The organism is Halomonas sp. ATBC28, assembly GCF_005937175.1.
In the GTDB taxonomy this organism is placed as follows: domain Bacteria; phylum Pseudomonadota; class Gammaproteobacteria; order Pseudomonadales; family Halomonadaceae; genus Vreelandella; species Vreelandella titanicae.
Genome location: NZ_VCQL01000043.1, coordinates 1 through 11,918, shown reverse-complemented (window position 1 = coordinate 11,918; position 11,918 = coordinate 1). Strand labels below are relative to the sequence as shown.

At 51.1% G+C, this 11,918-nt stretch carries 10 protein-coding genes and 2 pseudogenes; 8 read left to right on the top strand and 4 right to left on the bottom strand.

Annotated features, from left to right (window positions below; all coding sequences use genetic code 11):
- Positions 1–271 precede the first annotated feature (271 nt).
- On the bottom strand, positions 272–1,702 hold the full coding sequence (locus E0L35_RS24930) for an IS1182 family transposase (RefSeq protein WP_138801696.1): 1,431 nt from the start codon (positions 1,700–1,702) through the stop codon (positions 272–274).
- Positions 1,703–1,752: 50 nt separating this feature from the next.
- On the bottom strand, positions 1,753–2,931 hold the full coding sequence (locus E0L35_RS24925; RefSeq protein ID WP_138801695.1) for a circularly permuted type 2 ATP-grasp protein: 1,179 nt from the start codon (positions 2,929–2,931) through the stop codon (positions 1,753–1,755).
- 560 nt (positions 2,932–3,491) lie between these two features.
- On the opposite strand from E0L35_RS24925, the gene E0L35_RS24920 reads away from it, so the two are divergent.
- The 8 genes and pseudogenes from E0L35_RS24920 to E0L35_RS24885 form a co-directional block, all read left to right on the top strand.
- Positions 3,492–3,992 carry a plastocyanin/azurin family copper-binding protein gene (locus E0L35_RS24920; protein WP_022522201.1) on the top strand — a complete coding sequence of 167 codons (501 nt, stop codon included), beginning with the start codon at positions 3,492–3,494 and terminating at the stop codon, positions 3,990–3,992.
- 14 nt (positions 3,993–4,006) lie between these two features.
- Positions 4,007–4,672: a response regulator transcription factor gene (locus E0L35_RS24915; protein WP_008957450.1), complete on the top strand. Its 666-nt coding sequence runs from the start codon at positions 4,007–4,009 to the stop codon at positions 4,670–4,672.
- The gene (locus E0L35_RS24910; RefSeq protein WP_138801694.1) at positions 4,659–5,993 is read left to right on the top strand and encodes a sensor histidine kinase; all 1,335 of its coding nucleotides are present in this window, start codon (positions 4,659–4,661) and stop codon (positions 5,991–5,993) included. Before E0L35_RS24915 ends, E0L35_RS24910 begins: the two co-directional genes overlap by 14 nt.
- A gap of 68 nt (positions 5,994–6,061) precedes the next feature.
- Positions 6,062–7,915 carry a copper resistance system multicopper oxidase gene (locus tag E0L35_RS24905; RefSeq protein ID WP_009288247.1) on the top strand — a complete coding sequence of 618 codons (1,854 nt, stop codon included), beginning with the start codon at positions 6,062–6,064 and terminating at the stop codon, positions 7,913–7,915.
- A 9-nt stretch (positions 7,916–7,924) separates the two neighbouring features.
- Complete coding sequence (locus tag E0L35_RS24900) at positions 7,925–8,689, top strand: copper resistance protein B (RefSeq protein ID WP_008957453.1); 765 nt, start codon at positions 7,925–7,927, stop codon at positions 8,687–8,689.
- A 130-nt stretch (positions 8,690–8,819) separates the two neighbouring features.
- Positions 8,820–9,227: a hypothetical protein gene (locus E0L35_RS24895; protein ID WP_022522198.1), complete on the top strand. Its 408-nt coding sequence runs from the start codon at positions 8,820–8,822 to the stop codon at positions 9,225–9,227.
- 166 nt (positions 9,228–9,393) lie between these two features.
- On the top strand, positions 9,394–9,717 hold the full coding sequence (locus E0L35_RS24890) for a hypothetical protein (RefSeq protein ID WP_022522197.1): 324 nt from the start codon (positions 9,394–9,396) through the stop codon (positions 9,715–9,717).
- A 21-nt stretch (positions 9,718–9,738) separates the two neighbouring features.
- Positions 9,739–10,563: pseudogene (locus tag E0L35_RS24885) on the top strand (DcaP family trimeric outer membrane transporter); the annotation flags it as partial.
- A gap of 138 nt (positions 10,564–10,701) precedes the next feature.
- Here the strand turns inward: E0L35_RS24885 and E0L35_RS24880 are convergent.
- Together E0L35_RS24880 and E0L35_RS24875 are read right to left on the bottom strand one after the other, a co-directional pair.
- Positions 10,702–10,920, bottom strand: a pseudogene (locus tag E0L35_RS24880) (transposase); the annotation flags it as partial.
- A 233-nt stretch (positions 10,921–11,153) separates the two neighbouring features.
- The gene (locus E0L35_RS24875) at positions 11,154–11,483 is read right to left on the bottom strand and encodes a four-helix bundle copper-binding protein (protein WP_022522194.1); all 330 of its coding nucleotides are present in this window, start codon (positions 11,481–11,483) and stop codon (positions 11,154–11,156) included.
- Positions 11,484–11,918 lie beyond the last annotated feature (435 nt).

Below are 11,918 nucleotides of genomic sequence, written 5' to 3'. Positions count from 1 at the left end.
CAGCACGTCTTTGAGACGCTACCCTCTCTCAACGACGATGACCTCAACACGCTACTGCCCTGGCAGTGGAAAGAGACCTTACCGGTCTAGGCAATGACTGCCTAGATGGGGTTATTGGAGCGCTTACCGACTATCGGCTAGCAAGACAGATCAGAACGCTTTCATTTCATATGCCAAATCCGACGTTAATCGAGATAAAGCCTAAGAAGCCCTTACAAAAGCGCGTTATTGGCTACCGCAAGCTTGGCAGAGCTAGGTCCGGACTAAGGCCTTATGCCCGCAATGCCTGGATCAGACCCTTGGGGCCAAGGATATTCATGACGCGTTTCATGTTGTAGGCAAGCACATGAAGACTCATTTCCGTTCCGACGTTCTTAAGCCCTTTGGTTAAAAAGTGTGTCGCACCCATCCACGCTTTCAACGTGCCAAAGGGATGTTCAACCGTTTGACGACGGGTGCGCATTATATCCGGCGTCTGATCCAGACGTGATGTTACCGCCTCCAATACTTCTTCGTGTTCCCAGCGTTTAATGCGCCGATAAATACCTGTGGTGCATTGCGACTTCATTGAGCAATTCGGACAGGCCGAACTCCAATAGCAATGTAGCGTCTGGCCTTTTTCGACGTTCTTGAAGCGCCAAATAAGCCGCTCTCTCGCGGGACAGCGATATTCATTACGTTCAGGCACATATCGGAACGCTTCCCTAGGAAACATACCTTTGGCCTGGTTTGGCGAAGTTTTGGGCTTAGGGAGATACGTCGTAATACCGGCCTCATGACACGCAAGAATTTCATTACCTGTAAAATAACCGCGATCAGCGACGACGTGGAGATCACTGACGCCGCTAGCATCGCGTGCTTGCTTGGCCATCCGATAAAGCTGACGCCGGTCACTGCCGACATTAGTGACTTCATGGGCGACAATCAGATGATGCTGGCTATCGACAGCCGTCTGAACGTTGTAGCCCACGATTCCCGTTCCTCGCGTCGTCATGGAGCGAGCATCTGGGTCCGTCAACGAGATTTGCTGATCAGGGGCCTCGGTCCTTTGAATTTCAATGGATTGCAGTTGCTGAACTTCTTCTGTGAGGGAGGCGATCTTTTCCTTCAACCCTGTCGTCTGCGCTTCTGTGACAACGGTGGAGCCTTGGTTCATTGCGTCGAGTTGGCGTAAATAGCGCTCGATACTCTTATCGATTTCTTCTGCGCGGCGTTTCATTTTGGCCAAGGTAAAGTTGCGGTCTCGATTGTTGACTGCCTTAAATTTGCTACCATCGATTGCCATGACCGACTGTGAAAAAAGCCCTAGACGCCGACATATAACGACAAAGTCTCGACAGGTGGCTTGGATCGCTTTGCCATTGTGCTTGCGGAAATCGGCAATCGTTTTGAAGTCCGGTGCGAGGCGCTCCGTTAGCCACATGAGTTCAACATTCCGCTGCGCCTCACGTTCAAGTCGGCGGCTGGATTGCACGCGGTTGAGGTAACCGTAAAGATAGATTTTTAGAAGTACAGCGGGGTGATAGGCGGGCCGACCCGTTGCCTGGGGATCAATACCTTTGAAACCCAGCTGTTTGAGGTCGAGAGCGTCTACAAAAACTTCAATGGCCCGAACCGGGTTGTCTTCAGTAACGAAATCATCCAGAAGCTCAGGAAACAACGTAGCTTGGGACCGGGATTCACCTGCAACGAAACGTTTCATCGGTACCTCCCACGATCTGTCATGGGTAGAGTATAGTCGGTACTACGTTTTCACACAGCCTCGGCCATTAACAGTGTGCCGCGATAGGTATACAGTCTAACGTCGACCTTGAGATTTTTACGCTGTCCATCGACCAGAACGAGGCGTTCGGAGGGAGGCACATGGGCCTGGGCAATATAGTCGCTTTCCAAGATTTGGCTGAATGTTTTTTTGGTGAGTTTACTTCCCCGGTACACTCCCTTACTTCCGTGGCCTGCGACAGGTTTGAAGAACCACTGCCGTCGCTGTTGCCAAAGGGTATCAGCATTATCAGCGCTGACCTGTAAGGTACGGGGAATACAAGAGCGAAGTAATTCGGCATTTTGAGCGCTCAACCCCCAAGCCATAAGCGTCGCGGGATCTGATAACACAGCCAAGTTGCGTTTGTCCGCGAACAATGCGTGTGCATGGGGATTTGGGGTTATGACTGCGCCTCCGTCCAACCAGGCAGAGTGTAAGGCGGAGTTTCCGGGTGCTTCGAGCCCAAAATCCACTAAGCGATTGTAAACCATATCTACTCGCTTACCGCCGCTGTATAGCATGCCTGACTCATACCGAAGGTCGCCAGGCGAGAGGATGAGAGCATCAATGCCATGACGCCGTAATAACTGCTGGGCAAGTTTGAATTCAGGATAGAGGTATTGCCCCATAGGCTGATCATCAACGATAGCTATCCTCTCCAGACGTCCATTGCCACGCTGGGCACGCCATTCGCTCTCGAACTGGGCTATCACTTTAGCCTCGAAGTCGGCAGACCCGGCCGCACTTTTAGCATCACCACAACACTGCAGTTGGGCCCGTACCAGGATCGCGTTAAGAAATGCACCTCCGGCATTGGTATTGATTTCGATGAGGCGAGGCCCGTCCTCGCCGAGATGGAAATCATAGCCCATGAAGACACCTACTGGGCCGGGGTTTAACTGTGCACTTTGCGGGGCCCAAGACAGTACTTGTCGCTGATAGTCGGGAAGAGCGGCGGCGTTTTCTATGGCCTGAACAGTGGCCCTCATCTGCTCCAGAACCTGAGATGGGACAAAGACAGCGACATTCGAGAAAAGTTGATGCCAGGTCGAACGGATAAAGGCCTCATCGGCATCGTCGCCCAACTGGTCGATAAGACTTTGGGTGGCTGCTCGTCGGTCTAGAGTGATACAGGTGCAGTGCTGGTTCAGCCTTTCTGCTTCTGTCATCCCTGGGGAGCCACTGGTCTTTTGCAAGAGCTGTCCTCTGGTTTTTTCACGCTGATCTAGATCAAACTGGCCAGCATCGGCTGGTCATTGAGTTCATGAGGGCGATATTTAACGAGCTACACCTTCTGCTGATAGATCAACGTCGATGATGAGCGCTCATGGTGCTTGTACGCTCGCATTAACATCTTGTGGCAAAACTTTCAGGAAATGTAGACACAAGGGTTAATATAGATGAAGTGGAAAGCCGACGTCCGGTCATAGCGATAAAAGTAACTAGCGCTACCATCATCATCAACAAGGGGCAACTATTTTCTGCCGACAATGATGCGCAGTGATGACCAAGAGCATCCCTGCTGCCGACATCGGCAACTGAACAAATTTCACTATTAAGCGGAAGATGCTGTATTGAATTAAAAAAGGTCCCGAAATAAGGCCTTGCGCTTGCAAGTTTTCGTGATAGCTACTTATCCGGCAGGTCATATTTTTACTGTAGGTTCAGGCTCGTTTCAGGTTAACACCGTATAAAGAACGGGTGACAATAACCTCTGAGGTAAATGACCATGCGCTACACTCTTTTAACAACGTCTTTGTTTGCCCTTTCATTAAGTCTGATCACGGGCGCGGCGCTGGCTGCACCCGGCCACGGCGGTGGTGGCAATAACCTAACCGAGGCTGACGTTGACCGCACGATCAGCCTTGAGGCTGGCGATATGTGGTTCGACCCTGAAGAGCTAGAACTGGCGGCTGGGGAGGTGGTTAAATTTGAAATCACCAACACCGGCAATTTAGAGCATGAATTTGTGATTGGCAGTAAAGAAGCCCAGGAAGAGCATCGTCAAATGATGCTAGACATGGCAAATGGCGAAGGTCATGACATGTCAAACATGTCACAAGGTGAAGGCCACGATATGGCCAATATGAGCATGGCAGGCGTCACAATTGCACCTGGTGAGACCGGGACTCTATTATGGAGTGTTCCTGATAATACTAACGAGCTAGAGTATGCTTGTAACATTCCCGGCCATTACGAATCCGGCATGTACGGCAATTTTACTTTCTAATCTGACGTTTACCCATGAAACTGTTGCTACTCGAAGATGATGATTTGCTGGCAGAAAGCTTGGCAGAGAGTCTCAAGGACAACGGTTACCTTGTCGACTTGGCCGCTTCATTGAAAGCGGCCAAGTCGCTCATGGCAACCGAGCATTACGAGCTGGCTATCTTAGATCTCGGTTTGCCCGATGGCTCGGGACTAGATCTACTAGCCCAGTGGCGCAAGCAAAAACGCAGCACGCCTATCTTGATCTTGACGGCGCGCGATACTTGGGAAGATAAAGTCATTGGTCTTGAAACGGGTGCCGATGATTACCTAGCAAAACCCTTCCATGAAGCCGAGCTTATGGCCCGTTTGAAGGCACTGCTGCGCAGGCAGTCTGGTCAGTTATCTCAAGTCGTGACGCTCAATGGCGTATCGCTGGATAAAGCAGGCCAACGAGTATGTCTAGAGGGAGAAACTTGGCGTTCGCTCACGGCGACGGAGTTTCGATTACTACGCTACTTAATGCTGCATCCAGATCGCATTCACTCCAAAGAGCAGTTATTAGAGCAGCTCTATGCCCTGGAACAGGATGCCGCCGCACCTAACTTGGTCGAAGTCTATGTCGCTCGTCTGCGCCGTTATCTAGGCAAATCAATTATCCAAACTCGCCGCGGCCAGGGGTATTTCTTTGCTTCACATTGATCGGCGCAGTTTACGTTTTCGACTACTCGCCTGGCTAGGAGGCGTGGCACTATTCGTAGTGGTGACGACCTGGCTACTGCATGGCATATTGTTACAGAATCTTGCTCGGGATTTTTTGGGTGAGCGTCTTCAGCGCGAAGCCGACCATGCCGTCACGCAGCTTGAGCAAGGTGAAGCCGCCGTGCCTGCCGCGCTTGACTCGGTTAGCCAAGGCTATCAAGTCTTTCATCATCTCTACGTACTCCGCTTCAACGGCTCGGTCAGCGCTTCCGACCCACAATGGCAGCAACAGCTGGCTCCGCTGCTAGATGAAAGCGGCAATGCTCTAATAGACGTGAATCGCGGCGAGCAACACATGCTCGTCTATCGTCGCCATTTTGAATGGCAGGGCACGCAGGGTGTGCTGCTGGTGGGTGAGGACTTCTCTCAAGTAGAAGCAGGGCTTGCAACATTGCACTGGTGGGTCGGTGGGATTGCCAGCGTGCTGTTAGGAATGCTCATCATACTCAACATGTTAGCGGTTAATCGTGGACTTAAGCCACTCTGGCAACTGCGTCAACAGCTTGAAGCATTGCGAGCGGGCAAACGTGATCGCTTGTCATTAATAGCCCCTTCTGAGCTAGATGAATTAGTCGACCAGTTGAACTGGTTTATGGATGACATTGACCTTCGCTTGAAGCGCTCCAGAGAGTCGGTCGCGAACCTATCACATGCATTAAAAACCCCGCTGGCAGCCGTTACCCAAGTACTGCGTGGCAATCGGCCCATTGATGAAACCCGACGCCATAAACTGCTCAGCCGTATTGAGGATATTAACGCCCAGCTGGATGCGGAGCTGCGTCGCTCACGTATTGCAGGCCCTAACGCGGGGCGAATGGCCAACGTCACGCGTGATAGTTCACGGCTCATCGAGATGTTCCGCAGCCTTTACCCTGAGCGTATCTTCAACCTCGCCCACTCGGCAGGCGAGAAAGACCAAGTGCCTATTGAGGCTCACGACTTTTCTGAAATATTAGGCATCGTGCTCGATAACGCTGGCAAATGGTCAAATAGGTGCGTTAATTGTGTTATTGCCGTCTCCGCTACCACACTCACGCTCACCATTGATGATGACGGCCTCGGCGTTGCAGAAGAGGATCTTTCGCGCTTGGGAGAGCGTGGCGCACGACTGGATGAACGCCGTCCCGGCTACGGTTTAGGCCTGTCGATTCTTGCGCAGTTAGTTGAACGTTACTTGGGGCACCCACATTTTGAGCGTAGTCCACTGGGGGGCTTGCGCGTTACGATTACCCTGCCTCTAGCGGGTGAAGTAGCTAATTAATCATTATTCAGCTTTGTTTCAGGTTCTTCCATCAAGATGGTGCCATTCATCATTGATGGGAGTTACACATGGCACGCTCAAGCATTATTTCTCACCCCCTTTCTCGCCGGCAGGTCCTAAAAGGCGGGGCTGCCTTAGGGTTAGGTTCCGCTGCCGCAATGGGGCTAACTCCCGCCTGGGCAAACCCCTGGGGCCGTACGAATGTCTATGCACAGGGCGTCGAAGAAGGGCCCGAGATATCACTGGCTATCCGCCGTGAATCCATTCCGATTGACGGACAAGAAGCCCACCCTATTAGCATTAACGGTACTAGCCCTGGCCCACTGATTCGTCTGAAAGAAGGTCAAGACGCCGTACTGCGTGTGACCAACCTGCTGGATGAGTCCACGTCGATCCATTGGCATGGCCTCATCTTGCCACCGGAGATGGACGGTGTGCCTGGGGTCAGTTTTGCAGGCATAGCACCTGGTGAAACCTTCACCTACCGTTTTCCTGTCCGCCAGAACGGTACCTACTGGTACCACAGCCACTCCGGCTTGCAGGAACAGCTCGGCCACGCCGGGCCGTTGATAATTGACGCCGCCGAGCGCGAACCCATCCGCTATGACCGTGAGCATGTGCTACTGCTCACCGACTGGACCTTTGAAGACCCCATGTCGGTATTTCGTAATCTGAAAACCATGGAAGGCTATTACAACTTCCAAGAGCGCACGATTGCTGATTTTTTCGCCGATGTTCGCGAAAAGGGTTTCTCACAAACCGCCGAGATGCGCGGTATGTGGGCCAAAATGCGCATGAGTTCTCGGGATATTGCCGATGTGACCGGCAGTACTTATACCTACCTGCTTAACGGTCACTCCCCCCAAGAAAACTGGAATGCGCTGTTCAAGGCTGGTGAGCGGGTACGACTACGCGTGATTAACGGGTCGGCGATGTCATACTTTGATGTACGTATACCTGGTTTGAAGATGACCATCGTTGCTGCCGATGGCCAGCCAGTGCAACCCGTGCCTGTTGATGAGTTCCGTATTGGCGTGGCGGAAACGTACGATGTGCTTGTTTCACCAGAAGATGATCGAGCCTATACCATCTTCGCCGAAGCCATGGATCGGAGTGGCTACGCTCGCGCCACGCTAGCCCCGCGTGAAGGCATGCAGGCGGAGATTCCCAAGCGCCGCCAAATTGCCGACCGCGGCATGGAAGCCATGGGCGCTCATGGCATGGGTGACATGGAAGGCATGGATCATTCAGGCATGTCGAATATGGAAGGTATGGATCACTCCAATATGCCGGGAATGAGCGGTGACGATGCTGGTATGGAAGGCATGGATCACTCTAATATGGAGGGGATGGATCACTCCAACATGGAGGGCATGGATCATTCTAATATGGGCGGCATGTCGGGCGAGCAGGCGAAAGTCGGCGAAAACGGCATTCTCATTGCCGGTGAAGCCCAGCCCGGCTCTCGCTACGACCAGGCGGGCATAGGCATCGACCCCAACGAACGTCGAGTACTCGTCTACCGCGATCTTAAAGCCTTCACGCCATGGCCTGACCGCCGCGAACCAGGCCGTGAGCTTGAGCTGCACCTGACCGGCAACATGGAACGTTACATGTGGTCGTTCGACGGCAAGAAGTTTAGCGAAGTGACCGGCCCAATCCATTTTGTGAAAGATGAGCGGCTGCGCCTAATCCTGATCAACGACACCATGATGGAGCATCCTATCCACCTCCACGGTATGTGGATGGAGCTGGAAAACGGTCAGGGCGAGCTAATTCCGCGCAAACACACCCTGAACGTTAAGCCCGGCGAGCGGGTTTCGGCGCTGATTACGGCAGATGCTGAAGGCAGTTGGGCGTTCCATTGCCACCTGCTTTATCACATGGATGCCGGAATGTTCCGCGTTGTTCAGGTTTCTTAAGGAGGCAGTATGAAAACTAAGCTTTATTTTACTGGCATTAGCTTAGCGTTTGTCATGACCACCGCTGCCCATGCGGAAGACGGTTACGACGCGCCGAAAGATTGGCCAGCGCCCACGATGGAACACAATATGGGTATGGCGCTCTTTGATCGTCTTGAATATAGCGTACCCGATAACGGCGAGGAGGCCGTCGTGTGGGACTTTCAAGGCTGGTATGGCGGTGATATCAACCGTGTTTACCTGAAGTCAGAAGGCGAGAATGTCCAAGGCGACGGTGAAGATGCTGAGTTTGAATCCCTGGAACTACTCTATAGTCGCCTAGTGGCTGATTTTTGGGAGTTACAGGGGGGTATCGGTTACCAAGGAGGTGTGTTCTCCGATGATCACGCCGAACGCACCTATGGGGTTGTCGGCCTACAAGGTGTGATGCCCTACGGCATTGAAACCGACGTTGCTATGCAAGTGAGTGAAGATGGCGACGTGGCCGCTAGTTTTGAGGGCGAGTACGATCTGCGCCTGACACAGCGGCTCTACCTGCAGCCGCGCACCGAAATTGCCGTAGCTGCCAGCGAAGTTGAGGAGTTTGGTGTGGGTGAGGGCCTTAACTCAGTGCGTGTCGGCATGCGCCTGGGCTACGAAGTGACCAGACGCTTTGCGCCTTACGTGGGCGCTTACTGGGTAAAAGAGTATGGCGATACCGCTGACCTATCTCGTGCTGGTGGGAATAATACCGAAGATACCGGCGTGGTGGCAGGTGTCAGGTTAATGTTTTAAATCGTTAAGCACTCTATAACTTGCGCCACCGGAAGGTGGCGTTTTTTTTGCTAAAAAACCACTAAATTCAGCTTCAATTCATACTCTAAGGTTATTATTAAATTGTAAATAACCAACGGAGTAAACCACCATGAAAATTAAAGCAATTGTTTTTAGTGCAGTAGTAGCAAGTATCCTCTCTACACCTGTATTAGCGAGCTTAGGCAATACAACACAGAATCTTCCCTTACTAGAAAGAGGCGTATCTTCTACACAGATGCTTGCCCAGGGGCAACCTAAGCGTTTCAATATTAACATTGAACAAGCGACTACACTGAAAGTAGTGAGTGAGCACTTTCCAGGATTTACCAGCACTGGCAACCGCATTTCAGCTGTTCTTTATAATGAGGCGGGACAGCAGGTAGCAGAAGCTTCCAGCCCACGGGGGCACTTCGAACTTATTCGTCAGCTGCAACCGGGCAATTATCAGCTTGAGGTGACAGGAAGATCAAGGGGAGGCAGTGATGATAACAGTTATGAACTACATGTCGCCTATTGATATCCTTTAGTTTTGACATGAATTAAGAAGGTCAGCCATGAGCTGACCTTCTTTATGAAAAACTAGTATCTCGGCAAACAAATTCAGCTTTAATTCAGGAGTTTTCGCTAACTTTATAGTGCCGCAATCGGCGTAAAAACAAACCAATTCATAAAAAGGTGTCATCATGTGGAATAACAAAAAAAAGGCTTCCCTAGGCGGACTGACGGCTATGGCCCTGGCAATGGGGACGACTTCTGCGCTGGCCCTGGAAATCCAGGTGGGAGATACCACCGTGGGGCTGTATGGTTACGCTAGGCTCAATATGGCCTACAGCTTCGATCAAGATGCCGGGTCGGCTAACGAAGGTTACTTTGGAGATATCGAAAGGTCGGAAGATAAGGTCGGCGATCAGTTCCAGGCATCTGCCACACAGAGCCGTATCGGCTTTCGGACCAGTACGCCTGTCGAGGGGAGCACGCTTTACACCGTTATCGAGGGGGATTTCTGATCCTATAACGATGACAATACGCGCTTCAGATTACGGCATGCCTATGGATCCTGGAATGGCATTCTGGCAGGGCAAACCTGGTCGAATTACACCACCTTTGTCGCTTCCACGCCCACACTTGACTTCTTTGGAACTGCGGGTAGCAATGGCTATGGGTCACGCTTGGCCCAGTTGCGCTACACCACGGGAGGATTCTCATTAGCCGCGGAAGACCCTCAAGCTCAATTGGCTGAGAATATAGATGGCTCAGTGCCAGAAGATGATTTGCTACCGGATAATGACGATGCCATGTCATCGATGCCCGCGTTGAGCCTGCGCTATGAAGATAGTATGGGTGACTTTTCCTACTCAATCGCCGGCATCGCCCGGCAGCTGAAGTACGACACCGGCAGCGAAAAGGATACGGAAATGGGCTATGGGGCCTTCGCCGCAGGTGCCTACCATGCCGGACCGGTGACCTTGAGAGCGATCGTGAACGCCAGCGAGGGGGCGAATAGTTACCTCTATCTGTCTGGCGATTACTTCAACGGTGCCGATGCCTACGTCGATACCAACGGTAAGCTGCAAACGCTATCTGGCGTTGGCGGAGCCGTTGGTCTTTCTTATCAAGTATCGCCGCAGTATTCACTGAATGCGTCTCATGGCTATACCGATGTCGATTTAGGCGACACTACCGTGGGTGGGAATGCGGGTAGAAAGAACAAGAATACATTCCTTAACTTAGTGTGGACTCCCAACGAACGCTTGATGTACGGAATTGAGTACGGCTACTTCGAAACGGAGCTGGCCGATGGCCGTGAAGAGGACGCGAGCCGCGTGATGGTGGCTGCCCAGTATAGTTTCTAGGGTGAGTTAGTAGCATATCCGCTGTTTTGATCGATTGCTTGGGCGTATGCCCAAGCTTTTTTATGGTTCTTCGTCACTTCATGTGGGGCCTGATCGAACAGGCGACCCACAATACCACTGTCACTAAACTGAATAAGAAAGATCAGTCGCGTCGGGAACACTCTTGATGACCAAATCGATACAGATGAAGTCGCGCATGGCGTGGCTGTCATAGATGGCATCTTCAAGCGCTTCGTCGACCAGTGCATACCGTTGCTGAAGGAAGTAGATCCGCAACATCTGTCCCAGGAACCGTTCCCGGCGGGTGACCTTCTTATTGTTCTGGTGCTCAGCCTGAGCAAACGAGATCTGTTTCATCGAGAACTCTGGCGGGTAGTGGAAAACTGTATTTTGCCCTGCCGGTGGCACTTAGGCAGCAACGGTCGTATTTATGCAGCGTTTCCTTAAAAGAGGCTCGCAGTAGGCTTGCTTCTACTAGAGTTTATTTCAAAATAATTACCTCAATAATTTGAAAGCCTGAGTTAAAGCAAATGAATTTCTCCATAGAAGTTCACGTCGAGCCGGAGCGCTTGCCCCGGCTGGCTTGAAGCTTAGCTGGCCATTGCGGCACATTCTTCAGCGCAGCGATGACAAGCTTGAGCACACTCTTGGCAATGGGTTGCATCATGTTTTGCACACTCATCACCACATTTCTTACAAATGTCGGCACATAGACGGCAGATCTCGTGCGCAAACTCACTTTCTTGTGCCATAAATGAGGCGGCTAACCGACAAATTTGAGCACATTGCATGTCAAGGCGAATACATTCCGCCATCATTTTTACGTCGTCTTCTTTTAGGCACTCAGTTGCACACTTTTCGCAATAAGCAGCGCATATATGACAAGCTTCAATGCAATTTTCATATTTTTTGAAATCCATCTCGATTCTCCATTTATTAAACCAGATTTTATTCACCATAGTTATTGCTTAGCATAATAAAGCTAGAACAACCTAGAAGAAAAATCAAGGAAAGGGAACCAGGCATCCATCCTTTGAAAATGCATTTAAAACAAGCAGCTGTACGTTATTTTCTCATAATTTTTATTTTTCAGTTAGGATTCAGGAAGACTTTCTATAATAAATTTTTTTCAAAAATACTGCAGCGCTTGAAAGTTAGCCCGCCACGAGCTCTTAATAAAGCTAGTAGTGAAAAACTAAATTAATAATGAGAGGAATAAAGTTCTAAGGGAAGCTCTGAAAAAGTCACTGCCATCAGTGATAATACGGCTATCGTCAACTGCATAGGATTCAGTGCTGCCATGGATCAAATCACCTTCTCCGAAGCCGAGTACCAGAACAAGAAGAGAAAGACTC

Excerpts from the sequence above, each read along its gene's own strand:
- E0L35_RS24895 (WP_022522198.1), top strand. The coding sequence starts at position 8,820 with ATGAAAATTAAAGCAATTGTTTTTAGTGCAGTAGTAGCAAGTATCCTC.
- E0L35_RS24925 (WP_138801695.1), bottom strand. The coding sequence starts at position 2,931 with ATGACAGAAGCAGAAAGGCTGAACCAGCACTGCACCTGTATCACTCTA.
- E0L35_RS24890 (WP_022522197.1), top strand. The coding sequence starts at position 9,394 with ATGTGGAATAACAAAAAAAAGGCTTCCCTAGGCGGACTGACGGCTATG.
- E0L35_RS24930 (WP_138801696.1), bottom strand. The coding sequence starts at position 1,702 with ATGAAACGTTTCGTTGCAGGTGAATCCCGGTCCCAAGCTACGTTGTTT.
- E0L35_RS24905 (WP_009288247.1), top strand. The coding sequence starts at position 6,062 with ATGGCACGCTCAAGCATTATTTCTCACCCCCTTTCTCGCCGGCAGGTC.
- E0L35_RS24900 (WP_008957453.1), top strand. The coding sequence starts at position 7,925 with ATGAAAACTAAGCTTTATTTTACTGGCATTAGCTTAGCGTTTGTCATG.
- E0L35_RS24875 (WP_022522194.1), bottom strand. The coding sequence starts at position 11,483 with ATGGATTTCAAAAAATATGAAAATTGCATTGAAGCTTGTCATATATGC.
- E0L35_RS24915 (WP_008957450.1), top strand. The coding sequence starts at position 4,007 with ATGAAACTGTTGCTACTCGAAGATGATGATTTGCTGGCAGAAAGCTTG.
- E0L35_RS24920 (WP_022522201.1), top strand. The coding sequence starts at position 3,492 with ATGCGCTACACTCTTTTAACAACGTCTTTGTTTGCCCTTTCATTAAGT.